Origin of the sequence: Nocardioides sp. GY 10127 (genome assembly GCF_004919085.1) — a bacterium.
In the GTDB taxonomy this organism is placed as follows: Bacteria; Actinomycetota; Actinomycetes; order Propionibacteriales; family Nocardioidaceae; genus Nocardioides.
On record NZ_STGL01000002.1, the window covers coordinates 317837 to 342762 of the forward strand.

Genomic DNA, 24926 nt, shown 5'->3' on the forward strand with positions numbered 1-24926 from the left:
CTTGGGGCACGGCCGCCGACGAGGGCTTTGGCCTATCGCAAGAAATGTGCGCGGGGCGTTTGGGACTTGTTCCAGAGACTCCCGATATCGGGGTGGGGTTGCATCACGGCGTGCGACGGCCGGTCGCTTGCCCGATGACGCGTGCGCGCCGACCGTCACCCCCTGATCCGGAGGAATTCATCGTGAACAACGAAATGGCGGAGAACGCCGCCGAGAAGTCGGGGCTGCGGCTCTCGTGCGCCGACTACAGCTTCCGCCCGCTGCAGCCGTGGGAGTCGGCGATGCAGGCCATCGCGGGGCTGGGCCTCGACGGCGTCGACCTCTGCCTCATCGGCGGGTCCTCCCACCTCAACGTGGAGGACCTGATGGCCGACCCCGACGCGATGGTCCGACGGATCAACGACACGGTGGCGGCCACGGGCGTGGCGATCGCCGACATCGCCCTCCTGGCGGACCCGGACCTGCAGACCCTCAGCAACTTCGGCTACATGGCCGCCAACAACCCCGACCCGGAGCTGCGCGAGGCCGCGGACGCGATGTTCGAGGCGGTCCTGGACGTCGCCGCGCGGGTCGGCGCGCGCAGCCTCACCGTGCTGCCCGGCGTCCTGTGGCCCCACGAGACGAAGGAGGAGTCCTTCCAGCGCACGGTCACTGTGCTGACCGAGATGGCGCTGAAGGCGCAGGCCAGGGGCGTGAAGCTCTGCGTCGAGCCGCACGTCGGCTCGGTGATCCAGGACCCGGAGGACGCCCTGCGGCTGTGCCAGGAGGCCGCCCCCTGCGGGCTCACCCTGGACTACAGCCACTTCATCAGCCGGGGCGTCGAGCAGGACGCCCTCGACGAGCTGACCAAGCACGCCGTCTACGTGCACGCACGGGCCGCCACGACCGGTCGGCTCCAGGTCCCGCTCGAGCGCTCCGAGATCGACTTCCCGCGCTGGATGGACGTCCTCACCGGCAACGGCTACGAGGGCTACGTCGGGTTCGAGTACGTCAACATCGAGGGCGACTTCCAGCTCGACGACATCGACACCCTCACCGAGACCGCCAAGATGCGCGACCTGCTGCGCGGCCACTGGGCGACCGTCGACGCCGGCTGAACGGCCCCTCCCGGGCTCCTCGATCGCCCTGCCCGGATCTGTGGCCGGCCAGGGTCCCGACCCCGGCCTCGGACGACCTCCGAGGCCGGGGTCGACTCGTTTCGGGAAGAAATCCCCACCATTCTCTTCTTCATCCGGTCGACACGAGCAGGAAATATCCTTCGAGTGAGGAGATTCTGCTCGGTCGCGATATTCACCGGGCCCGCGGAAAGGGCGACGAATTCGGGTCGAAACGGCCCACCACGAGGCGTCCCCACGGACGATCCGCCTGCTCCCGAGCCGCCACGTCCCCGGGTCCGCCACGGGCGTCGGCGGCACCACCTAGGCTGGCCGGGCCATGCCGCTTCCCGACCCCGCACCCGCGCCCGCCTCCGACGCGCCGGCCCAGCCGTCGGCGGCCGCCGCGCTGGCCCGCACCGGCGAGAAGAAGCTGCTCCTGGTCGTGGACGCCCCCTCCCTGCTGCACCGCAACCACCACGCCCGGGCCTACACGCGGATGGTGGACCGGGCGAACCGGCCGGTCTGGGCGCTGCACGGGATGCTGCGGCAGATCATCGAGGCGATCGACACGTTCGCCCCGGACGCGGTCGTCTTCGGCCTGGACGACCGGACGGCGTCCGAGCGGCGCGACTTCTACCCCGACTACAAGGCCGGCCGCGCCGAGAAGGCACCGGAGCTGGTGGACCAGCTGGAGCGAGCGGGCTCGCTGCTCGACGCGCTCGGGCTGGCCACGGTCACCCCGCCCGGGCTGGAGGCCGACGACGTCAACGCCTCCGGGGCGTCCTGGGCGGGCCGGCACGGCTGGGAGTGCGTCGTCATCACCTCGGACCGCGACGCCTTCGCCCACATCAGCGAGCACACGAAGGTGCTGCGGCTCATCGACGGCGGCATCCATGCCTCCCCCCTGCTGACCCCGCGCAGCCTGCGGGCCATGTACGGGGTCGACGCGTCCAGCTACCTCGCCTACGCGGCGCTGCGCGGGGACGCCAGCGACAACCTGCCGGGCGTGAGCGGCATCGGCGAGAAGGCGGCGGCCGCGCTGCTGGAGGTCGCCGGCTCCATGCAGGAGGTGTGGGCCGACGTCGAGCACGACGAGGGCAGGACGCTGGCCGCGGCGCTCGACTCCTGGTCGCTCGAGCAGGGCGGACGCCGGCTCGGGGCCCGGCTGGTGAAGGCGCTGCGCGCCCCCGACGCCCGCGAGCGCTACGACTTCAACGTGCGGATCATGACCGGCCGCGACGACCTCGACCTGCGGCTCACGCCCGACGTGCCGGGCTCGCCCGGGCTGCTGCCGCTCGACATCGACAGGGTCAGCCGCGTGGTCGGGTTCCTGGGCAACCAGTCCACCACCGACCTGGCGCTGCGCGTGCTGACCGGCGACCCGGCGTCCGCCTCGCGCCGCTGACCCCCCGCCAAGAATCTCGAGGCGGGCTCGGCCCGCGGCTCCGCCGCAGGCCGGAGAGCCCGCCTCACCTGTGACGGGTGATCCCCGACAAGGGCGCCTCTGCGAGCGTCCGGACGTGACCGCCGCGAACATCCCCGACGACCTGGCGCGCGACGCCTACCTCTACGCCTACTCGATGGACGAGGCGTACCGGTTCCTCCACGAGACCACGATCGCCCCCGGGGTGGCCCTCAACGAGTTCCAGACGATCAGGCACCTGGCCGACGACACCTACACCGCGCACCCCACGATCAACAACGACACCCTGCACGTCATGGGGTGGTTGGACCTGGGCGCGGAGCCGGTGCTCGTCACGGTGCCCGACGCCGACGAGGGCCGCTACTGGATCCTCCACACCATGGACCTCGGCCACTACACGAACGCGATGATCGGCTCGCGCACGCGTGGCGCGCGGGGCGGGACCTTCCTGTTCGCCGCCCGCGCCTGGGACGGCGAGGTGCCGGCCGACGTGACCGAGGTGGTGCGCTCGGAGTCGGACGTCGTGAAGCTGATGGGCCGGATCATGGCGACCGCTGCCCCCGGCGACCTGGCGGTGGCGCAGGCGCTCATGGACGGCTGGCGGCTCGAGACCCTCTCGCGGCACCTCGGGGTGGAGGGGCCGGCGCCCGTGGTGCGCACGTACCCCGACCCGGCGGCCAGCACCTGGCTGGAGCGCGTCACGTTCGTGCTGCGGCACGGGTCGATGGCCGAGGCCGACCGGTCCTGGCTCGAGCGCTACACCGCCCTGGGGCTCGACCCGGCCGTCACCGCGTGGACCCCCGCCCAGCTCGAGGCCGCCGAGCGCGGGCAGCGGCTCGCCATGGAGCACCTGGTCGCGCTCGCGCCGTCCATGACCGTGGCGGCGCAGCTGCTCGGCACCCGCGAGGACCTCCAGGACGGCCCCCGCGACCTGTTCGCCGAGGGCACCTACCTCGGGCAGTGGGGGCTGCCGCCGGTCGAGTCGGTCTACATGAAGACCGAGACGGCCACCGACGGCAGCCCGATCAACGGCAACGACGGCCGCCGGTTCCGGATGCGCTTCCCCGCGCCGGACGTGAGCGAGTTCTGGTCCATCACCGTGTACTCCTCCGACGACCGGCTGATGGCCCACAACGCGCTCAACCGGCACAGCCGCGGCGACCGCACGCTCACGCCCGACGACGACGGGCTCTACACGATCGAGCTCGCCGCCTCGGGCTCGGCCGACGACGCGTCCTACCTCCCGATCCCGGAGAAGGACGCCTACCTCATCCTCCGGCTGTACGGCCCGAGCCAGGCGATCCAGGACGGCGACTACGCCATGCCGGACGTGGTGGCGATCGACTGACGCGGGCGCACGCTCAGTGCGCCTCCTCCACCGAGCGCGAGTCGGTCAGGCTCAGGGCCCCGACAGCGGACACGACGCCGACGACGACGGCCAGCACCAGGAACGTCAGGCGCTCCCCGTGGAAGTAGGACGCGACGAGGTCGGCGCTCCAGGCCCCCCTGGGCAGCGTCGTGGTCACCAGGGCGGCGATGAAGGTGCCGACCAGGGCGGTGCCGATGCTCGTCCCGACCTCCTGAGCCGTGTCGTTCAGGGCGGCGCCGATCGAGGTGCGGTTGGTCGGCATGGCGTCCACCAGGGCGACGGCGCAGATCGTCATGACGGTGCGCAGGCCGAGCGTCATGAGCACCATGCCGACCGCGACCGCGAGGTAGGAGTGCTCCACGCCCCACGCGAGCCAGACCAGCGAGCCGGTGAGGAAGGCGGCGCCGACCAGCGTGGCGCGGCGGTGGCCGAGCCTGCGGCCCAGCCACTCCGAGAGCGGGGTGCCCGCGAGCATCGTGACGATCATCGGCAGGTTCGCCAGGCCGGCGCGGACGGGGCTCCAGCCCCAGGCGTACTGGAAGTGCAGGATGAGGGCGAACATCACCGCGGCCATGGTGAGCGAGGACGCGAGCTGGGCGATGGCCGCCCCGCGCACGGTGCCGCCGTCGGTGAACCAGGCGAGGTCGAGCATCGGCTCGGCGGCCGTGCGCTCCCGGACGACGAGGCCCACCGCGGCCAGTACGGCGCCCACGGCGCAGGCCAGCGTCGGGAGGCTGAGCCAGCCGTGGTCGACGCCGCTGGTGAGGGCGTAGCAGGCCAGGCCGATGGTGAGGATGCTCAGCGCGGCACCCGGCAGGTCGAGCGCGTCGTCCGTGAGGTCCGCCCGCCGGTCCGCCGGCACGCCGAGCCGGACCCCGACCACGGCCAGGAGCGCGATCGGCGCGTTCACGACGAGCAGCCACTCCCACGGGGCGTGGGCCAGCAGCGTGCCGCCGAGCACCGGGCCCAGGATGAAGCCGGACATGCCGACCACGATCATCACGGTCATCGCCCGCATCCGGAGCGCCTGGTCGTCGAAGAGCCGGAAGACCAGCGAGTTGGTGATCGGCGCCATGGCCGCCGCGGCCACGCCCAGCACGGCACGCAGCGCGATGAGCTCGCCGGTGGTCGTCACCGCGAGGACGGCGAGGCTGGCGAGGCCGAAGAACGTCAGGCCGAGCAGCAGGACGCGGCGGCGGCCGAACCGGTCGGCCACCGAGCCGGCGGTGAGCAGCAGCCCACCGAAGGTGAGCGAGTAGGCGCCCGTGACCCACTGGAGCGCGGTGGTCCCGCTGCCGAGGTCGCGGCCGATGGTCGGCAGGGCGATCGTGAGCAGCGTGTTGTCGACCATCTCGACGAAGAACGCCAGGCAGAGGGCGGCGAGCGGGATCCACGCGGCGCGGATCGACGGGTACGTGGCCGAGCGGGTCTCGGCGGTGACGACGGTGGTCATGGCGACCTCCTCCTGGACCCTCCTGGCCGGGGCGTCCGATCGGGCGTCCGGTGGTCGGACGCGGCAGGAAGGAGGCTAGGAAGCGCCGCCTTCACCGACGTTTCACGGCGCTTTCACCGGCTCTCAGCGGCTCTCACGGCGGCCGCCCACCACCGCCCGCGGCCTAGGGGACGAGCGGGGCGAGGTGCGCCAGCACGAGCGCCGCGACCTCCCCTGGCTGCTCGGCGACGAGCAGGTGCCCGGTGCCGGGAACGAACGCGAGGGACGCGCCGGGCACCGACGCGGCGATCAGCTCCGTGTGCGCGGGCGCGATCATGTCGTGCTCCCCGGCGACCACGAGCGTCGGCGCCGTGACCGCGCCGAGCGAGGTCGGCTCGATGACGGGTTCGCGGACCCACAGGTCGCGCAACTTGTCCTCCAGGCGCTCCACGGCGGCCTGCCCGCCGGGGCTGAGCGCCGCGTTGTCGTCGTTGATGCGGCCCTGGATCGCGGGCGGCACGGGGGTGGAGGTCTCCGGGGCGAACGCGTCCGGGGTGAGGTTGGCGCTGATCGCCACCAGCGAGCGCACGCGCTCCGCGTGGTCGCGGGCGAGCAGCAGGCCCACGATCCCGCCGTCGCTGAACCCCACCAGGTGGGCGCTCCCCAGCCCGCAGGCGTCGAGGTAGGCGAGGGTCTCCTCGACCATGTCGGCGTAGGAGAGCGGGCCCTCCCGCTCCGGGGTGCGCCCGTGCCCCGCCCGCTCGGCCGCGTGCACGCGCAGCGCCACCTCGGAGGAGCCCGCCAGGGCGTCCCCGATCTCCCGCATCACCTCGAGCGAGCACGCTCCACCGTGCAGCAGGACGACGGGCGCTCCCTCGCCCGCGACCTCGTGGTAGGCCTCGACGGGGCCGGCGGTGGGGTGGGCGAGGGTCAGGAACGGCACGGGCTCTCCTTCGGCTGGTGGACGCGGCCACGCTAGTGGCCCCCGGCTTCCCGGCCTCCCGGCCGGCCGCGCGGTGAGCGAGCACACGACCGGGCCGTCGGGAACCGTCCGTGACGGAGGCAGCGACAGCCGGACCGATCCGTCACCCTCAAGCGCCTGATGCCGCAGGAATAGTGACGCGGATCCCCAAATCGGTCACCATTGCTCACCCGTATGTCACAGCCATGTGAATTCATGGCCGATCCGCGCCCTTCCGAGTGACTTTTCGGAAGCGATGCGCCTACCGTCGCCACATCACGTCACCGACACATGTTGTTGAGTTACCGATCTGCACGGATCGCATCATCCGGGTCAGCAACCGTGACGAGGACACACCAGGAGGAACCACCATGACGACGCCAGCCGCCGAGGCCGGGGCACACGGCCGCCCGCCGGTCACCGCCGCCCTCGCCGCCGAGCTCGCCCAGCAGCGCTTCGGCCTGACCGGGGAGATCACCGAGCTGGGCAGCCAGCAGGACCGCAACTTCCTGGTCGACGACGCGGCCGGCCGCGTCGTCCTCAAGATCTTCAACGTCGCCACCGACGCCTCGGCCATCCACGACCAGGTGGGCGCCATGACCGCCCTGGCCGCCGCCGGCGTCGAGGCGCCCTCCCCCGTGCCCGCCGCCGACGGCTCCCTGGTCGGCACCGTGACGCTCGAGGGCGCCGACCACCGCGTGGTGGCGCTGCGCTTCGTGGAGGGCGAGCAGCTCGTCGACGAGCACCACCTCCCCACCGACGTCGTGACCGGCCTCGCCGAGCTCGTCGCCCGCTCCACCCTGGCGCTGGCCACCGTGACCCCCGCCGCGGCCCGCACCTCCATGTGGGACCTGCAGCACGGCCGCGACGTCGTCCTGGACCTCTCCCGCGCGGTGCCCGAGGACGAGCGCGAGCGCCTGCTCGCCGTGACCGAGGCCGCTTGGGCCCGCGTCGAGGCGGTCGCCGACCGGCTCCCCCGCCAGCTCATCCACGGCGACGTCACCGACGACAACGTGGTGGTGCGCCCGGACGCCGGCGGACGACCCGCCGTCGTCGGCGTCATCGACTTCGGCGATGTCGTCGAGAGCTGGCGCATCGGTGAGGTCGCCGTGACCGTCACCGCGATGCTGCACCACGACCTGGACGACCTCGGCGTGCTGCGCGCCATGGTCCGCGTCTTCGCCGACCGCCTCGACCTCACCGCCGACGAGCGCGCCGTGCTCTGGCCGCTGGTCCAGCTGCGGGCCGCCGTGCTCGTGGCCGCCGGCCGCCACCAGGCCGCCATCGACCCCGAGAACGTCTACGCGACGACCCGGATGGCGCACGAGTGGCGCTGCTTCGAGGTCGCCGCCGGGCTGGACGCCGACGCGATGGCGGCCCTGTTCGGGGACGCCCCCGCCGCCCCCACGCCCGTCTCCCCCCTCCTCTCGCTGCGCGCTGCCGACGGCTCGCTCCCCGTCCCCGTCTCGTTCGCGCCCGAGTCCGACGACGTGGCCACCGACCTCCTGCTGCGCACCGACAGCGAGGCCGCCGCGCTGGACGCCGCGCTCGCCCGCGCCACCCTCGTCCTCGTCCCGCAGGGCGCCCCCCGGGTCACCGGCGCGCGCCCGGCCAGCCGCCCCGACGCCCAGCTCAGCCAGCCGCTCGCCGCCGAGTCCGTCTCCCGCGGCGGGCACGAGCTGCTCACCCTCGTCGACGCCACGGTGCTCGCGGTGGACGACTCCACGCTGCACGTGGCCGTGCAGGGCGAGGACGGCGTCGAGCACCGCGTCGAGGTCGCCTGCGTGCAGCCCTCCCCGGACTGCCGGGTGGGCGAGGTCGTCCCCGCCGGCGAGTCACTTGGCCGGGCCACCCCGGTGGAGGACGTCGCCGACGCCGTCCCGGGAGCCGCGACGTCCCGGCACCACCTGCGACTGCGGGTGCTGCCCGCGGGCTGCGCCACCGACCTCCCCTGGGCCTGCGCCGACGACGTGGCGCCCGGCTACTCCGCGCTGGTCGCCGCCACCGACCCGGCCCTGGGGCTGCCGGTCGCCGCGCCCCTCGACGAGGACGAGGCCGACGCCCGGGAGCAGGCCCGCCGCAACGCCTTCCTGCCCGACAACACCGAGCGCTACTACCGCCGCCCGCCGCAGTTCGTGCGTGGCCGCCGCAGCCACCTCATCGACAGCCGCGGCCGCGCCTACCTCGACCTGGTCAACAACGTGGCCGCCATCGGCCACTCCCACCCGGCGCTCGAGCAGGCCGTCTCCCGCGCGCTGTCCATGCTCAACACCAACTCGCGGTTCCTCTACCGCCAGCTCGCGGACTTCAGCGAGCGGCTGCTGGCCACCACCGGCAGCGACGCCTACGACTCGGTGGTGCTGGTCAACAGCGGCACCGAGGCCGTCGACCTGGCGCTGCGCATGGCCCAGGTCGCCACCGGGCGCCGCCAGGTCGTCACCCACGCCGAGGGCTACCACGGGTGGTCGATGGCGGCGGACGCCGTCACCACCTCGGCCTACGACAACCCGCACGCCCTCGACAGCCGCCCCGACTGGGTCAGCCTCACCGACGTCCCCAACGGCTACCGCGGCCGCTACCGCGGCGAGGACGCCGGCGCCCGCTACGCCGCCGACCTCGGCGGCGTCCTCGACGGGCTCGTGTCCGCCGACCGGGCTCCCGCCGCCGTCATCATGGAGTCGATCCTCGGCAACTCCGGCGGCGTCGTGCCCGCCGCGGGCTACTCCACGGCCATGCAGGACCAGGCCAGGCGGGTCGGCGCGCTCACCATCGCCGACGAGGTCCAGGTGGGCTACGGCCGCACCGGCGAGAGCTTCTGGGCCTTCCAGGCCGAGGGCACCACGCCGGACATCGTGGTCTGCGCCAAGGCCATGGGCAACGGCGTCCCGCTGGGCGCCGTGATCACCCGCAAGGAGATCAGCGACGCCCTGGGCCGCGAGGGCACCTTCTTCTCCACCACCGGCGGCTCCCCGATGGCCTGCGCCGCCGGCCTCGCCGTCCTCGACGTCCTCGAGCGCGAGGGCCTGCGCGAGAACGCCCTCGAGGTCGGCACGCACCTGCGCCGCCGCGTCGAGGCGCTGGCCGAGCGGCACCCGCTCATCGCCCGCGTCCACGGCCGCGGCCTCTACCAGGGCATCGAGCTCGTGACCGACCGCGAGACCCTCGCCCCCGCCGCCGCCGAGACGGCCGCCGTCTGCGAGGCCCTGCTGCACCGCGGCGTCATCGACCAGGCGACCTCCGAGCGCCAGAACGTCCTCAAGGTCAAGCCCCCGCTGACCCTCACCCACGCCGAGGCCGACTTCTTCGTCGACGCGCTCGACGACGTCCTCTCCAGGAAGTGGTACTGACATGCACGAGATCCGCTGCAACGGCGACGTCTCCTTCTGGTTCCGCGACGCGGGCCTCGGCGCCGCCACGGACGCGCTCGCCGCGCCCACCAGCGCCGACGTGGCCATCGTCGGCGGCGGCCTCACCGGCCTGTGGACCGCCTACTACCTGCAGCAGGCACGCCCCGACTGGGACATCGTGCTGCTGGAGTCCGAGACCGTCGGCTACGGCGCCTCCGGCCGCAACGGCGGGTGGCTCTCCTACGGGATGCCCGGCATGAACCGGCTCTACGCCGCCTCCCACGGCAAGGACGCCGTCATCGCGTTCCAGCGCGAGATCTTCTCCGCCATCGACGAGGTCGTCGCGGTCACCGAGCACGAGCAGATCGACGCCGGCGTCGCCCACGAGGGCGAGATCGCCATCGCGACCAACCCCCCGCAGGAGGCCCGCCTCCGCGAGGAGCTGGAGTACAGCCTCGAGTGGGGCTTCACCCCCGACGAGATCGAGCTGGTCCAGGGCCCGGAGCTGGGCCGCCGCTTCGCCCACCTCGAGGGCGGGACGCTGGGCCTGTTCTCCCGGCACGCGGCCCGCGTGCAGCCGGCCAAGCTGTGCCGGGGCCTGCGCGACGTCCTGCTCTCCCGCGGCGTGCGCATCCACGAGCACACCCGCGTCACCGACATCACCCCGCACCGGGTCACCACCGCCACCGGCCACACCGTCGACGCGCGCTGGGTCGTGCGCGGCACCGAGGCCTTCACCCGCGACCTGCCCGGCCAGCGCCGCACCTGGCTGCCCAAGCTCAGCAGCGTCATCGCCACCGAGCCGCTCACCCCGGCGCAGCTGGACGCGATCAACTGGTCCGACAACGCCGTGCTCACCCGCGACGCCGCGCACTCCTTCTGCTACATCCAGAAGACCGCCGACGACCGGATCGTCCTGGGCGGGCCCAGCACGCCCTACTACTTCGGCTCGGGCCGCGACCACCACGGCGCCGCGACCGCGGAGTCGGTGGCCGCGCTGCGGGCCGGCTTCGACCGGCTCTTCCCGAGCCTGCCGGACGTCGCTTTCGACCACGTCTGGGCCGGCGTGCTGGGCGTGCCGCGCGACTGGTCCGCCACGGTCGACGTCGACCGCGAGACCGGCCTCTGCGTCGCCGGTGGCTACGTCGGCGACGGCCTGTCGGCCACGAACCTCGCGGCCCGGACCCTGCGCGACCTGCTGCTCGAGGAGGACACCGAGATCACCCGGCTGCCCTGGGTCGGCAAGAAGGTCCGCAAGTGGGAGCCGGAGCCCGCCCGCTGGCTGGCGGTCAAGGGCCTCTACGGCGTCTACATGGCCGCCGACGCCCGCGAGCGCACCTCCACCGAGCCGCGCACCTCCGCCCTGGCCCGCGTCGCGAACCGCGTCACCGGCCGCTACTGACCTGCGCCGCCGGGCTCCCCGCCCCGCCCGGTCCTCCCCACCCGGCCGGCCCCACCCTGCCGGCCCCACCCGGCCGGCCACACCCACCCCTGACCAGTCCCGCGTGCCCACCCCGACACGTCACGAAGATCGGACGCCCACCATGGAAGCAACCCGGCCCCAGCTGGCCGTGAAGGACCTCTCCAAGTCCTTCGGCGACCACACGGTGCTCTCCCACCTGGACCTGCACCTGGACCGCGGCGAGGTCGTCGCGCTCATCGGCCCCAGCGGCGGCGGCAAGAGCACGCTCCTGCGCTGCCTCAACCAGCTCGAGCTGCCCACCAGCGGCCAGGTCGAGCTCGACGGGCAGGAGCTCGTCGCCTACCGCGGTGGCCGCGCCGTCGCGTCCTCGCCCAAGGCGCTGCAGAAGATCCGCCGGCAGGTGGGCATGGTGTTCCAGCAGTTCAACCTGTTCGCGAACATGACGGCCGAGCAGAACATCGTCTTCGCCCAGCGCGCCGCGCTCGGCACGAGCAAGGACGAGGCGCACGCCCGGGCCCGTGCCCTGCTCGACCGGGTGGGCCTGGCGCACAAGGCCGGCAGCCACCCGGCGCAGCTCTCCGGCGGCCAGCAGCAGCGGGTCGCGATCGCCCGCTCCCTGGCGCTCGACCCCGCGGTGATGCTGTTCGACGAGCCGACCTCGGCCATCGACCCCGAGATGCGTTCGGAGGTGCTCGCCGTCATGCGCGAGCTCGCCGAGGGCGGCATGACGATGCTGGTCTCCACCCACGAGATGGGGTTCGCCAAGCAGGCCTCGGACCGCACCGTCTTCCTCTGCGACGGCGGCATCCTCGAGCAGGGCCCCTCGCGGCAGCTCCTCGACGAGCCGCAGCACGACCGCACGCGCCAGTTCCTGCGCGCCCTGGCGGAGGCCTGAGTCCATGGACTTCTCCCTGCTCCCCGAGGCGATGCTCCTCACGGTGGAGATCACCCTGGCCGCGATGGGCATCGGCATGGTGCTCGGCGTCCTCGTCGTGGTGGCCCGCCGCAGCCGGTTCCGCGTCCTGCGGGCCGTCGCCGTCGTGTGGACCGACGTCGTGCGCGGCGTCCCGCCCCTGGTCTGGCTCATGCTGGTGTTCCTCGGCATCGGCCTCTTCACGGCGCTCGGCACCGCGATCATCGTCTTCGGCCTGGTGGCCTCGGCCTACTGCGCCGAGATCTACCGCTCCGGCCTCGAGGCCGTCCCGCGCGGCCAGACCGAGGCCCTCGCCGCGCTTGCGGTGCCGGCCCGCACCGGCCAGCTCCGCGTGGTCGCACCGCAGGCGGCGGTCATCGCCGCGCCCGCCGTCCTCTCCTACGCCATCGGCCTGGTCAAGGACAGCTCGCTCGCCTCGGTCATCGGCGTCGCCGAGCTGACCTTCGTGGCCAACCGCGCCGCCAACCGCACCGGCGACGGGATCACCCCGTTCGTCACGGTCGGCGTGCTGTACCTGCTCTTCAGCCTCCTGCTCGCCGTCGCGGGCAAGCTCGGCACCCAGCGACTCGAAGGACGGTGGAGGACCCGATGAGCACCCTCGTCTCCTGGCTCCCGGACCTCCTCGAGGGCCTGCGCCACAGCCTCTGGCTCACGTTCGTCTCGCTGCTGCTCGGCCTGCCGCTCGGCCTCGTCCTCGGCTACGTCGCCGAGCTCACCCCGAGCCGCCCGGTGCGCTGGCTGCTGGTCGCCTTGATCGAGCTCGCCCGCGGCCTGCCGGCTCTCGTCGTCCTGTACCTCGTGTACTACGGCCTGCCGAGCGTCTCGATCGTCCTCAGCTCGTTCTGGTCGGTGATCCTCGCGTTCACCGTCTCCAACGCCGGCTACGTGAGCGAGATCGTCCGCGGCGCCCTGCGCGGCATCCCCGCCGGGCAGCTCGAGGCGTGCCGGGCCCTGGGCATCGGCCGGACGCGCACGTTCCTGTCGGTCATCGCGCCCCAGGCGCTGCGGATCTCCACGCCGTCGCTGATCTCCTACGCGGCGATCGTCTTCCAGAGCACCTCGCTGGCCGTCGCCGTCGCCGAGCCCGAGCTGCTCAGCGCCGCCTACAACATCGGCTCGATCACCTTCGAGTACGTGCAGGTGTTCGTGCTCGCCGGCGCCCTGTACGCCGTCGTGGTCGTCGCCGCCTCGCGCCTGGCCGGCTGGCTGTCGGCACGCACGGCCTACTGAGCCCGCCCCGTCCCCTCTCCCGCACCCCCTCCCAGACCCCCCCGCCCGGGCCCCGCCCGGGTGGTCGCTCCCCCTGCACCGCCCGCACCGCCCCGCTGACCGACGACGCTCAGCACCGCCGGTGGCCACCCCGAGACGGCCGCCGGCGCGCACCGCCCACCCTGAACGCGTCACCTGATCGAGAAGAGACCTTCATGCGTCACTCGCTGCTGGCCCACCCCCGGCGTGCCGTCCGCGCCACCGCCCTCCTCGCCGTCGCCCCGCTGCTGGCCGCCTCCCTGGCCGCCTGCGCCGACAGCTCCACCAGCACCACGGGCAGCGTCGCCGACGACTGCACGCCGGCCCACACCTTCGACACCGTCACCGAGGGCACCCTCACCGTCGCCGCCGACGTGTCGCTGCCCTACGTCGACGTGGACGACTCCACCGGTGCGCTCGGCGGCGTGGACGGCGTCGTGCTCACCAAGATCGCTGAGATGGAGTGCCTCACCATCACCAACGCGACGATCCACGGCTCCACCGCCATCGGCTCCGTCCAGCAGGGCAAGTCCGACCTGGCCGCCGGCGGTTGGTACCGCACCGCCGCCCACGGCAAGGTGCTCGGCCAGACCGTCCCGGTCTACTACGACTTCACCGCCGTGGCGTCGGCCGACGGCCAGTACGACTCGCTGGACCAGCTCGAGGGCAAGACCGTGGGCGTCACCCAGGGCTCGCTGTACGTCTCCGAGCTCCAGGACGCTCTCGGCAAGGACAACGTCAAGCAGTACGAGACCCTCACCGAGGCGATGACCGACCTGAAGAACGGTCGCATCGACGCCACCATCGCGGGCTCCGGCGAGACCGGCTACCAGCTCTCGCAGCTCACCGACTCGGGCCTCGACATGCAGCCCATCGAGGCCGACGACCGCCTCACGGCGTCGCAGTCCTACGGCGAGGTCAACTTCCCCCACACCCAGGGCAACACCGACCTCACCACCGCCCTGGACGAGGACATCGAGACCCTCCGCGAGGACGGCACCGTCCAGGACGCCCTCGACCAGTACGGCCTGACCAACAAGGCCAACTTCAGCGGCAAGTGAGCAGGCGCGGGGCCTCGGGGCCCCGCCACCCGGCCGCCGCAGCGGCGGCCGGGACGACACGCCAGGGCGGGCGGTGGTGACACCGCCCGCCCTGCACGCACGAGGATGGATGCATGACCGAGATGGACGACGTCGACAGACTCATCATCGGCGCCCTGGAGCGCGACGGCCGCACCGGCTACACCGAGCTCGCCGAGATCGTGGGGCTCACCCCCGGCGGCGTCCGCAAGCGCGTGATGCGGCTGATCGAGGACGAGGTCCTCAAGGTCGTCGGCATCACCGACCCGCTCAAGCTCGGCTTCGAGGCGATGGCCATGCTCGCCCTGACCGTCGAGGGCGACCCCTACGAGATCGCGGACAAGCTCTCCGCCATCCCGCAGGTCGTCTACGTGGTCATCGGCGCCGGCCCCTTCGACGTGCTGGTCGAGGTCCTCGCCGAGGACACCCGGCACCTCTCCACCGTCATCAACGCCGAGGTGCGCGCCGTCCCCGGCGTCCGCAGCCTCACCACGTTCAGCTACCACGACATCCACACGCACCGCTTCACGTGGGGCGAGCAGCAGGTCGCCTCGGCGGCACCCACGGAGGACGCGTGAGCACGCGCGCCGCCGGGCCGCTCCGGGTCCGCTACGCCAACATCGGCGACGACCTCGACCACGAGCGCGGCCTGCTCCGCGCGTGGGGCGTCGAGGGTCTCGAGCTCGCCGAGGTCGACCCCGGGGACGCCTCGCCCGCCGCGCTCCGGGCAGCCCTCGCGGACGCCGACGCCGTCGTGACCGAGGGGGTGCAGCTCGACCGCGAGGTGCTCGCCGGGCTGCCCCACCTCCGGCACGTGGCGCTCCAGTCGATCGGCACCAACACGGTGGACCTCGTCGCGGCCGCCGAGCTCGGCGTCCGCGTCTCGCACGCGCCGGGCTTCTGCGTCGAGGAGGTGGCCACGCACACCGCCGGCCTCGTCCTTGACCTCGCCCGGCACCTGACCCGCTACGACCGCCGGGTCCGCGCGGGCTCCTGGGAGCCGCTGCCCGACGACCTGCCGCTCCCCCGACGCCTCCGCGGCCAGCGCGTGGGGCTCGTGTTCTTCGGCGCCATCCCGCGCGCCCTCGTCCCCCTGCTGCGGCCCTTCGGCGTCGAGGTGGCCGTCTGGGCGCCGACCCGGTCCGCGGACGACCTCGCGGCCGCCGGCGTCACACCGGTGGCGACGCTCGACGAGCTGCTGCGCACCTCCGACGTCGTCTCCCTGCACTGCCCGCTCCTGCCGACCACCCACCACCTGGTGGGGGCCCGCGAGCTGGCGCTGATGAAGCCCGACGCCGTCCTGCTCAACACCGCGCGCGGCGAGGTCGTCGACGAGGCGGCCCTGGTCGCCGCCCTGCGCGACGGCACGATCGCCGCGGCCGGCGTCGACGTCATCGAGGACGAGGCGACCGGCCGGACCGCGCTCACCGAGCTCGACAACGTCGTGCTCACGCCCCACTCCGCGTTCCTCTCCCGCGAGTCCTACCTCCAGGCCCGCGAGATGGCGCTCGAGTCCGTGGTGGACACGCTGGTGCACGGCACCGCTCCCCGGCACGAGGCGAGCCTCCCCCGAGACGCCGCGCTCCGCACCGCCTGACGCACGCCCCTGGAGCACCCCCTGACGCAGCAGTGCCCGCCACCTCCCCGAGGTGGCGGGCACTGCTGCGTGGTGCGGGTGACGCGGGCTCCGCGTCAGGGGCGCCGGCGGTTGAGCAGACCGTTGAGGAACGCCAGGCAGACGGCGACGACGAAGACGATCGTGCCGAAGCAGAGCACCTGCGGCGCCATGCCCTTCTTGGTGAAGCCGTAGGCGTACAGCGGGAAGGTCTCGGTCGAGCCGTTCACGAACGACGTGATGACGTAGTCGTCGATCGACATCGCGAAGGCCAGCAGGAACGCGGCCACGATGCCGGGTGCCACCAGGGGCAGCGTCACCGTGAAGAAGCCGACCAGGGGCGAGGCACCGAGGTCGCCGGCCGCCTGCTCGAGGTTCTGCCCCATGCCCGAGAGCCGCGCCCGCAGGGTCGTGACCACGTAGGCGATGTTGAACGCCACGTGCACGATGAGGATCGTCGTCCAGCCCATCGTGAAGTTCAGCGAGAGGAAGAACGCCAGCGCCGAGGAGCCGACGACGATCGAGGGCGCCGAGATGTCCAGGAAGATCATGGAGTTCAGCACCCCCTTGCCGCGGAAGCGGTACCGGCTCAGCGCGAGCGCCATCGGCAGGCCGATGAGCACCGAGACGAGGCCGGAGGCAGCGGCGATCGCCACCGAGGTGAAGAACGCCTCCGCGATCCCTTGGACCGCGAACAGGTTGAGGTAGGCGTCCAGCGTGAAGCCCTGCCACACGGGCGTGATCGCGTTGCGCGTCGGCACGTTGAACGAGTAGACGATCATCGCGACGATCGGGATCAGCAGGAAGGTCACGATGCCGCAGTAGAAGAGCGGCAGGCCGAGCTTCCGTCGCGGCTTGACCTCGGGGATGTCGTCCGGGTGGAGCGGACCGGGGCCGAAGGTCGGGCGCCGGGTGAGTGTCTGGTCGCTCATGTCAGATCAGGTCCTCGATGTTCTCGGTGCCGACCACGCGGGCGTAGAGGAACAGGATGATGCCCAGGATCGCCATCAGCAGCGTGGAGAGCGCTGCGGCCACGTTGTACTGCTGCGTGGTGAAGTAGGCGTTCTGGATGGCCTGGCCGATCGTGTAGGTCTCCTTGCCGCCCAGGATCGAGGAGTTCACCGGGTCGCCCACGGTGTCGATGAGGACGAGCAGGATGCCGGAGAACACGCCCGAGCGGGTCAGCGGGACGGTGACGCGGAAGAACGTGTTCGCCCGGTTGCCGAAGAGGTCGTTGGACGCCTCGTGCAGCCGCGGGTCGATCCGCTCCATCGCCACGTAGATCGGCAGCACCATGAAGGCGAAGTCGTTGTAGACCATGCCGCCGATGACCGACCCCGGTGTGGACAGGAACGTCTGGCCGTGGTCGAGGACGTGCAGGTGGACCAGCACCCGGGTGATCGGCCCGTTGCCGCCCAGCAGGTAGAACCACATGTCGGTGCGGATGATGAAGGAGACGAAGAACGTCACCATCACCAGCGCCAGCAGCGTGGTCTTCCAGCGGGCGCTGACCCGGAAGGCGATGAAGTACGCCACCGGGAACGCCAGGATGATCGTGAACGCGGTCGCGCTGAGGCCGTAGGTCAGCGAGCGCACCAGGTACAGCCAGTAGGGCGTGGGGCCGGTGAAGAGGTCGGCGTAGACCGACCAGTTCCACGTCAGGACGTAGCCCTGGTCCGGGTTGCCCGTCATGAGGGAGACGAGCAGGCCGGAGACGAGCGGGATGACGAAGAAGAAGCCCAGCCAGCCGAAGCCGGCGATGCTCAGCAGGTACGGCGTCACCCCACGGCGCAGCGCCTCCAGGCGCACCCGGCGCGTGGGAGCGGCCTCGGGAAGAGTGGTCGCCGACGTCACGAGCCCTGCACCACCGGGTTGAAGATGGAGGTGTAGGTGTCGTACGTGGTGCGGTCCTTGATGGAGACGTACTCGTAGGCCCGCGCCAGCACGTCGCTCGGCGGGAAGGCCAGCTCGCTGTTGACGTAGTCCGGGTCGTCGATGACCTTGCGGATGTACTCGCGCACACCGACCACCGGGGACTTGTACCAGATCCAGTCCTCGATCACGGAGGCCACGGAGGTCTGGTAGTAGTAGTTGATCCAGGTCATCGCGTCGAGCGGGTTCTCCGCCGTCACCGGGATCATCATGTTGTCGTGCCAGACCCCGAAGCCCTCCTCGGGGAACACGAACTTCACCTTCGGGAAGTTCGCCTGGATGGCGAGGATGTCACCGGACCAGGCCTGGGTGATCGCCATCTGCTTGGACTTGAAGGCGTCCAGGTAGCCCTGGTCGTAGAACTTCTTGACGTTGGGCGAGAGCTTGTTCGTCAGCCAGTCGGCCGCGTCCTCCCAGTCGCTCTTGGTCGAGGACGACGGGGTGACCCCGTTGACGAGCAGCCCGACCTGGGAGAGCTCGTCGAGGGAGCCGAACATGGCGACCTGGTTCTTGTACTGGGCCTTGGTCAGGTCCTCCCAGCTGGTGATCTCGCCGTCGACGAGGTCGGAGTGGTAGGCGATGCCGGTGTACCCGGACTGCCAGACCGCGCTGTAGGTCGAGTTGAAGTCGTACGACGGGGACAGGACCGACTCGTCGGCGTTGCGCAGGAAGTTCGGCCGCAGCTTGTTGTCCAGGGCCGCGACGTAGCCGTTGTTGACGAGCTCGGTGAACTCCCAGCCGTTCGTCATGACGAACAGGTCGGCGCCGATGGGCTTGCCGGCCGCGAGCGACGGGGCGATCTTGCCGTAGTAGGTGGCGGTGTCGGTGACGGCCGCGTCGTCGTAGGTGACCTTGATGCCGGTCTTCTTCGTGAAGGTGTCCAGCGACGGGTGGTTGCCGTTCTTGTCCTGGTCGATGTAGGCCGCCCAGTTGTCGAAGCTGAACTGGCCGTTGAGCTTCTTGCCGGCCCACCACGCGTACCAGTCGGTGGCGTCCGCGGCCGTGGCCGAGGTCTGCGTGCCCTGGATCGAGCACGCCGAGGCGACCGAGGCCAGCGCGCCCGCGCCGGCCACGGCGCCCGCGCCACGGAACAGGTTCCGTCGGCTCATCCCGCCGCCGGTGGCGCGCGGCTTGGCCGCACCCCGCAGGAACGAGAGGTCGAGGGCTCCGCGCCCGTTCAGCTTGTCGTCGGCGCTCACGCGGCGTCCTCCTGGGTCGTCGGGGTCTCGTTCTCGGGCGGCAGCCAGAAGCACTCGTCGGCCTTCCAGGACATGGCGACCTGGCGGCCCGGCACGAGCAGGCCGGCGTCCCCGCGCTGCTGGAGCACCTGGACGGGCGTCCCCCACGCGGTCTCGAGGTGGACCTCGCTGACGGCACCGAGGTAGGTGACGTCCGTGATGGTGGCGGTGGTGGCGTTGGGGCCGCTCACGGTCCCGGCCTCCGCCAGGTTGACCCGCTCCGGGCGGACGCCGAGCGACCAGCCGGACGTCGCGGGGGCGGTCGCGCCCTCGACGAGGGTGGCGGAGCCGTCGGGCAGCGTCGTCGGGCCGCCCTCCGTGCCGAGGGGCAGCACGTTGCAGCTGCCGAGGAACGAGGCCACGAACGCGGTGCTCGGGTGGTCGTAGACCCGCGCCGGCGTCCCGATGTCCTCCATGCGGCCCTTGTTCATCACCGCGAGGCGGTCGGCCATCGACATGGCCTCGGCCTGGTCGTGGGTGACGTAGAGGAACGTGATGCCGACCTCGCGCTGGATGCGCTTGAGCTCGGTCTGCATCGTCTTGCGGATCTGCGCGTCGAGAGCACCCATGGGCTCGTCGAGGAGCAGGACCTTGGGGTGGTTCACGAGAGCGCGGGCCAGGGCGACGCGCTGCTGCTGACCACCGGAGAGCTGCGTGGGGCGGCGCTTGCCGAAGCCGGTCAGACCCACGAGCTCGAGGTACTCCTCGGCCCGGGTGAACGCCTCCTTCTTGGCGGTGCCGCGGCGACGCAGGCCGTAGATGACGTTCTCGGCGACCGTGAGGTGCGGGAACAGGGCGTAGGACTGGAACACGGTGTTGACGTCCCGCTTGTGCGAGGGCAGCGCCGTGACGTCCGTGCCGTCCAGGTAGATGCGGCCGGTGCTGGGCAGCTCGAAGCCGCCCACCATGCGAAGCGTCGTGGTCTTGCCGCAGCCCGACGGGCCGAGCAGGGCGAAGAACTCGCCCTGGGCCAGGTCGAGCTCCAGGTTGTTCACGGCGATCGCGTCACCGAACCGACGGCTCACTCCCCGCAGGGAGATGGCCGCCTCGGACGAGGAGGGGGGCGGGGCTTCGGACAAGATGACCTCCAGGGCGACCGGCTTCCGGAGCCGGCGACGGACGTGACTGGGGCTGAGAGAACCAGTCCTGTGTTACGGCAGGGTCAAGAGAAGGCTTCGGCACTGAATCATTCTTCTTTGTGCCCCCTGAGTATCAGGATTCGAAGCCAAAGCACAGCCCCGTAACGAAATCCGTACCTCCTTGCCAGAGAGAAGGAGAGGTGGAGCACTTCCTGCTCGACGAACGTCGGAGATCGGCCGACCCCCTCGCCGGAATAACCCCCCTGGGGGTTAGGTTGGCCCTCGTCCCGACGCCGTCCCCGACACAGGAGTGACCCCGATGCCGTTCGCCGTGGAGATCATCGAGACCAGCGAGCTCGGTGACCGCAGCTACCTCGTCCACGACACCCGCCACGCCGTGGTCGTGGACCCGCAGCGCGACACCGACCGGGTCACCGACCGGCTGACCGCGCTCGGGCTCACGCTGCTCGCCGTGGCGGAGACGCACATCCACAACGACTACGTCACGGGCGGCCACCACCTCGCCCGCGCGCACGGGGCGGAGTACCTGGTGAACGCCGACGACCCCGTGGCCTTCGAGCGCGTGGGCGTGCGCGACGGCGACGTCCGCACGTACGGCGACCTGGAGGTGCGCGTCGTCGCCACCCCGGGCCACACCCACACCCACCTCGGGTTCGTCGTCACCACGCCGGACGCCGAGGTGCCCGCCGTGTTCACCGGCGGCTCCCTGCTCTACGGCTCCGTGGGGCGTCCCGACCTGCTCGGCCCGGACCACACCGACACCCTGGCCCGGGCGCAGTACCGCTCCGCCCACAGGCTGGCGGCGATGCTGCCCGACGAGGCGCCGCTCTACCCGACCCACGGCTTCGGCAGCTTCTGCTCGGCCGGCTCCGCCACCGGTGGCGACGGCTCGACCATCGGCACCGAGAAGCAGCGCAACGACGCGCTCACCACCGCCGACGAGCAGGCCTTCGTCGACGCGCTGGTGGCGAACCTCGCCGCCTACCCCGCGTACTACGCGCACATGGCGCCGCGGAACCTCGAGGGCCCGGGCGAGCCGGACCTGTCCCCGCCCGCCCCGGTGGACGCGGCAGGCCTGCGCGACGCGGTCGCCCGGGGCCACTGGGTCGTCGACCTGCGCGACCGGACGCTGTACCCCGCTGCCCACGTGCCCGGCTCGATCTCGGTCGACGTCTCCGGGGCGTTCTCCACCTACCTCGGCTGGATCATCCCGTGGGGCACGCCGCTCACGCTGGTGGCGGAGCGGCCCGAGGACGTCGAGGCGGCCCAGCGGCAGCTGGTGCGGATCGGGGTCGAGCGGCCCGCGGGCGCGGCCGTCGGGGCCATCGCGGACCTGGTGGACGGCGAGCCCGCCTCCTACCGCAGCGTCGGCTTCGAGGCCGTCGCCGCCCTGGTCGAGCGGGGCGGGAGGCCGCTCGTGCTCGACGTCCGCATGGACGCCGAGCACGGCGACGCGGCCGTCCCCGGCGCCGTCCACGTGCCGCTGCACGAGCTGCTCGACCGCCTCGACGAGGTGCCCGCGGGCGAGGTCTGGGTGCACTGCCAGTCCGGCTTCCGCGCCTCCATCGCCGCCAGCCTGCTCGCGCGCGCCGGCCGGGACGTCGTGCTCGTCGACGACGACTTCGCCCACGCCGTCGAGCTCGGGCTCACCGCCTGAGCGGGGGGCGAGGGGCGCTCAGGCCGAGCCCGGGAGCGTGGCGGAGCCGCCGGCCACGAGCGTGACCACCAGGTCGACGTCCGCCAGACCGGCGTCGTCCAGCAGCGGACGCAGCGTGTCGAGCTCCGCGTCCTCGTCGTCGGTGACGGGCCCGATGACGACGACCCGCAGGGTGCCGGAGCGCCAGGCGACGTCGCTCAGCGTCCAGCCCTGGTCCTGTGCCCACTGCTCGGCCACCGGCTGGGCCTCGGAGACCACCACCTGCTCCTGCAGGACGCTGCGGCTGCCGAGCCCCAGCGGGATGCTGACGAGCACGACCGAGCCGACCACCACCAGGAGCGTGCGGCCCGCGAGGCGGCCGACGGGCTCCCCTGCCCGCCGTGCCGCGTCGCGCAGCCGCGCGAGGAGCAGCACGATCGTCCCGGTGGCGATGATCGCGGCCACGTTCGTGCCGAAGAGCAGGAGCGCCCCGAGCGCCTGGTCGGGCTCCCCCGACTCCAGGGTCAGGCCGACCACGGCCAGCGGCGGCACCAGGGAGATGGCGATGGCGACGCCCGGCAGGCTGTCGGCCACGTCCGACCGCGTGAGCGCGTAGGCGCCGACCACGCCGGTGGCCAGGGCCGCCACGAGGTCGATGAGCCGCGGGCTGACCCGCCCCGCCACCTGGGAGTTCGTGTCGGCGACGACGGGGACGTGGACCGTGAGCCCGAGCAGGTACCCGATGACGACGACGGTGAGCGCCCCGGCGATCACGAGCGCGAGGTTGAGGACGATCTGGCGCCGACGCGCCAGCACCACCGCGCACGCGGTGCCCAGGATCGGCTGCATGAGCGGCGCGACGATCATCGCGCCGATGACGGTGGCGGCCGAGTCCGCCACGACCCCCGCCGAGGCGATGATCGCGGAGAGCACCAGCAGCATCCAGAACGCGGACAGCATCCGCGCTCGTGCGGCGCCCTCGACGAAGAAGGTCCCGGTGATCCGCCGGACGTCGTCGTCGTCGAGGCTGGGCAGGCGGAGGAAGCGCGTGGGCGCGCCGCCCGCGCTCACGGACGGGGCTCGGCCGACGCCGCCTCGCCCGCGACGTCCTCGCTCCCGGGGCCCGCGGACCCGTCGGCGGTGGGGGCCGTGGCGGCGGGGACCGACGAGGCCGTGCCGATGAGACCGCCGAACCAGCGGGCGGCCGGGTCGACGTCGACGAAGATGCACCGCACGAGCAGCGTGAGCGGCACGGCGAGCACCGCCCCGACCGGGCCGAGGATCCAGGCCCAGACCACCAGCGAGAGGAACGTGATGCTGGCCGAGAGCCCCACCGCGTCACCCACGAGCTTGGGCTGGATCACCGACTGGATGATCACGTTGATCGCCGAGTAGGCGACGATCACGATCAGCATCAGGCCCGGGCCGCCCTCCAGCAGGCCGAGGATCGCCGGCGGCACGAGGCCGAGCACGAACCCGATGTTCGGGATGTAGTTCGTGATGAACGCCAGCAGGCCCCACAGCAGCGCGCCGGGGATGCCCAGCGCGTAGAGCAGCCCGGTGTCGATCAGGGCCACCACCAGGCCGAACGCGGTCGAGACGATCAGGTAGGTGCGGGTCAGGCGGGAGAAGGAGCTCAGCGCCTCGACGAACTCCGAGTGCTCGCCGCGCAGGCTCTCCAGGTACTGGCCGAAGGAGCCAGCGTCCAGGCAGACGAAGAGCACCAGGGTGACGATGAAGACGAGGTTGGTGGCCACGGAGACCGTGCCGGAGAGCACGAGGGTGACCACCGAGACCACGCGGGAGAGGTCGAAGGACGCGAGGATCGCCTGGATCTGCGCGCTGTCGACGCCGAGGTCCCGCAGGAGGTCGCCCGCCTGGGCGACCAGCTCGGCGAACTGGGCCTGGTACTCCGGCACCAGCGTCGCGAACTTCGCGGCGGCCAGCAGCATCCCGCCCGCCAGCAGCACGATGCCGACGTAGACGACGAGGATGGACAGCGTCGTGCCGATCCAGCGCGGCACCCCGCGGTCGGCCAGCAGCGTGCGCACGGGCGCCGCCGCGATGGCCAGGACCACCGCCAGGAAGGCCGGCCCGGCGATCCCGTGGACGGCCCGGATGCCGGCGACGGTGATGACCGCCATCGCACAGCCGAAGAGGATGAGGACGCCGCGCGGCAGCCCGCCGCCGCCCCCCAGCACCGCGGCCGGTGCAGCCGCCTCGGTACCGGCCTCGTCACCCGGCTGCGTCGCGCTCGTGCTGCTCATGCGTCCTCCCCCACCCCACCCGGGCACCCTGCCCGGCGACGTCCTGCGCCGACACCCTAGGGCCGCGAGGGCCGCCGCGGCACCCGACCGCGCAGGTCCGTCCCAGGACCTCCCCCAGGAGGTCACCGGACGGACGCCACGGACGGCAGCCGGGCCCGCACCGCGCCAGGACGAAGGTCCCGGGACCCCTCACCCGGAACGGATGAGGGGGGCCTCACAGCAAACACCTAGCGTCGGTGCATGGAGTGGCTCGATCTCTCGTGGCGGCTGCTGGTGGTCCGCGGCCTGGTGGCGCTCGCCGCCGGCGTGGCCATGGCGGTGTGGCCGATGACGACGGTCAGCGCCCTCGCGATCGCCCTGGGGGCCTGGGCCGTGGTGGACGGGGTCGTCACGCTGCTGGCGGCCCTCGTCGTCCGCGGGACGGTCGACAAGGTCGTCCTCGGCATCCTCGGCGTCGGCGCCGTGACGGTCGGCGCCGTGGCCCTGGCCCGGCCCTTCCAGGCCGGCGCCGCGCTGACCATGCTCCTCGGCGCGTGGCTGGTGGCCGCCGCTTTCGTGGAGCTGCTGCGGGCGGTGGCCTGGCCGCGCGTCAGCGACCTGGCCGTGGGCGTGCTCGGCGTCCTCGCCGGCGTCCTGCTGGTGCTCAACCCGGGCCGGGGCGCGCTCACGCTGACCGTGGCGCTGGGCGCGGTGCTCGCGGCGATCGGCGTCGTGTGGGTGGTCGCGGGCGCCCTCGCGCGGCGCGAGGCACTCACCGTCTGCTGACCTCGGGCCCTCGATCCCCACGGACCACCTCCTCACCCGCCACGGGTGAGGACCGTCCGC

21 protein-coding genes are annotated in these 24926 nt (G+C 72.4%); 13 read left to right on the forward strand and 8 right to left on the reverse strand.

The features are described 5' to 3' along the window. Positions 1 to 182: 182 nt before the first annotated feature. The 3 genes from E8D37_RS03155 (at position 183) to E8D37_RS03165 (ending at position 3868) form a co-directional block, all read left to right on the forward strand. Entirely contained in the window at positions 183 to 1097 is a 915-nt protein-coding gene (locus tag E8D37_RS03155; protein ID WP_168929589.1) for a sugar phosphate isomerase/epimerase family protein, read from the forward strand. 337 nt (positions 1098 to 1434) lie between these two features. Beyond that, a complete protein-coding gene (locus tag E8D37_RS03160; protein WP_136568305.1) occupies positions 1435 to 2502 on the forward strand; it encodes a 5'-3' exonuclease H3TH domain-containing protein in 1068 nt (355 codons plus the stop codon). A 115-nt stretch (positions 2503 to 2617) separates the two neighbouring features. Continuing rightward, complete coding sequence (locus E8D37_RS03165; protein ID WP_206055537.1) at positions 2618 to 3868, forward strand: DUF1254 domain-containing protein; 1251 nt, start codon at positions 2618 to 2620, stop codon at positions 3866 to 3868. Between the two features lie 13 nt (positions 3869 to 3881). On the opposite strand, the gene E8D37_RS03170 is transcribed toward E8D37_RS03165, so the two are convergent. Then, entirely contained in the window at positions 3882 to 5342 is a 1461-nt protein-coding gene (locus tag E8D37_RS03170) for an MFS transporter (RefSeq protein WP_136568306.1), read from the reverse strand. 163 nt (positions 5343 to 5505) lie between these two features. Then, positions 5506 to 6264, reverse strand: a complete 759-nt coding sequence (locus E8D37_RS03175) for an alpha/beta fold hydrolase (protein WP_206055538.1) — start codon at positions 6262 to 6264, stop codon at positions 5506 to 5508. 389 nt (positions 6265 to 6653) lie between these two features. On the opposite strand from E8D37_RS03175, the gene E8D37_RS03180 reads away from it, so the two are divergent. The 8 genes from E8D37_RS03180 (at position 6654) to E8D37_RS03220 (ending at position 15910) form a co-directional block, all read left to right on the forward strand. After that, on the forward strand, positions 6654 to 9629 hold the full coding sequence (locus E8D37_RS03180) for an aminotransferase class III-fold pyridoxal phosphate-dependent enzyme (RefSeq protein ID WP_136568307.1): 2976 nt from the start codon (positions 6654 to 6656) through the stop codon (positions 9627 to 9629). Between the two features lies 1 nt (position 9630). Further along, complete coding sequence (locus tag E8D37_RS03185; protein WP_136568308.1) at positions 9631 to 11031, forward strand: FAD-dependent oxidoreductase; 1401 nt, start codon at positions 9631 to 9633, stop codon at positions 11029 to 11031. A 142-nt stretch (positions 11032 to 11173) separates the two neighbouring features. Then, positions 11174 to 11947 (forward strand): amino acid ABC transporter ATP-binding protein, encoded by a 774-nt coding sequence (locus tag E8D37_RS03190; protein ID WP_136568309.1) that lies wholly within the window; start codon positions 11174 to 11176, stop codon positions 11945 to 11947. A gap of 4 nt (positions 11948 to 11951) precedes the next feature. Continuing rightward, a complete protein-coding gene (locus E8D37_RS03195; RefSeq protein WP_136568310.1) occupies positions 11952 to 12578 on the forward strand; it encodes an amino acid ABC transporter permease in 627 nt (208 codons plus the stop codon). Next, complete coding sequence (locus E8D37_RS03200) at positions 12575 to 13216, forward strand: amino acid ABC transporter permease (protein ID WP_136568311.1); 642 nt, start codon at positions 12575 to 12577, stop codon at positions 13214 to 13216. Before E8D37_RS03195 ends, E8D37_RS03200 begins: the two co-directional genes overlap by 4 nt. A 194-nt stretch (positions 13217 to 13410) precedes the next feature. After that, positions 13411 to 14295, forward strand: a complete 885-nt coding sequence (locus tag E8D37_RS03210; protein WP_136568312.1) for a transporter substrate-binding domain-containing protein — start codon at positions 13411 to 13413, stop codon at positions 14293 to 14295. A gap of 113 nt (positions 14296 to 14408) precedes the next feature. Next, on the forward strand, positions 14409 to 14891 hold the full coding sequence (locus E8D37_RS03215) for an Lrp/AsnC family transcriptional regulator (RefSeq protein WP_136568313.1): 483 nt from the start codon (positions 14409 to 14411) through the stop codon (positions 14889 to 14891). Beyond that, complete coding sequence (locus tag E8D37_RS03220) at positions 14888 to 15910, forward strand: C-terminal binding protein (protein WP_168929590.1); 1023 nt, start codon at positions 14888 to 14890, stop codon at positions 15908 to 15910. The genes E8D37_RS03215 and E8D37_RS03220 overlap by 4 nt, the downstream gene beginning before the upstream one ends. 95 nt (positions 15911 to 16005) lie before the next feature. Here the strand turns inward: E8D37_RS03220 and E8D37_RS03225 are convergent, their stop codons facing one another. Genes E8D37_RS03225 through E8D37_RS03240 form a run of 4 tightly spaced genes read right to left on the reverse strand, consistent with a single transcriptional unit; the run spans position 16006 to position 20123 of the window. Then, positions 16006 to 16860 (reverse strand): ABC transporter permease, encoded by an 855-nt coding sequence (locus E8D37_RS03225; RefSeq protein ID WP_136568315.1) that lies wholly within the window; start codon positions 16858 to 16860, stop codon positions 16006 to 16008. 1 nt (position 16861) lies between these two features. Continuing rightward, positions 16862 to 17782, reverse strand: a complete 921-nt coding sequence (locus tag E8D37_RS03230; protein ID WP_136568316.1) for an ABC transporter permease — start codon at positions 17780 to 17782, stop codon at positions 16862 to 16864. Further along, complete coding sequence (locus tag E8D37_RS03235) at positions 17779 to 19059, reverse strand: spermidine/putrescine ABC transporter substrate-binding protein (protein ID WP_136568317.1); 1281 nt, start codon at positions 19057 to 19059, stop codon at positions 17779 to 17781. Before E8D37_RS03235 ends, E8D37_RS03230 begins: the two co-directional genes overlap by 4 nt. After that, positions 19056 to 20123 (reverse strand): ABC transporter ATP-binding protein, encoded by a 1068-nt coding sequence (locus E8D37_RS03240; protein WP_136568318.1) that lies wholly within the window; start codon positions 20121 to 20123, stop codon positions 19056 to 19058. The genes E8D37_RS03235 and E8D37_RS03240 overlap by 4 nt, the downstream gene beginning before the upstream one ends. Before the next feature lie 373 nt (positions 20124 to 20496). Here E8D37_RS03240 and E8D37_RS03245 point away from each other — a divergent pair, with 373 nt between their 5' ends. Further along, on the forward strand, positions 20497 to 21855 hold the full coding sequence (locus tag E8D37_RS03245; RefSeq protein ID WP_136568319.1) for an MBL fold metallo-hydrolase: 1359 nt from the start codon (positions 20497 to 20499) through the stop codon (positions 21853 to 21855). Between the two features lie 18 nt (positions 21856 to 21873). Here E8D37_RS03245 and E8D37_RS03250 read toward each other — a convergent pair whose 3' ends face one another. After that, positions 21874 to 22905, reverse strand: coding sequence for a DUF389 domain-containing protein (locus tag E8D37_RS03250; protein WP_206055540.1), 1032 nt, complete (start codon positions 22903 to 22905; stop codon positions 21874 to 21876). Next, the gene (locus E8D37_RS03255; RefSeq protein WP_136568320.1) at positions 22902 to 24101 is read right to left on the reverse strand and encodes an AI-2E family transporter; all 1200 of its coding nucleotides are present in this window, start codon (positions 24099 to 24101) and stop codon (positions 22902 to 22904) included. The genes E8D37_RS03250 and E8D37_RS03255 overlap by 4 nt, the downstream gene beginning before the upstream one ends. A gap of 240 nt (positions 24102 to 24341) precedes the next feature. Between E8D37_RS03255 and E8D37_RS03260 the strand changes: the two genes are divergently transcribed. Next, positions 24342 to 24866, forward strand: a complete 525-nt coding sequence (locus E8D37_RS03260; RefSeq protein WP_136568321.1) for a DUF308 domain-containing protein — start codon at positions 24342 to 24344, stop codon at positions 24864 to 24866. Positions 24867 to 24926: the final 60 nt, after the last annotated feature.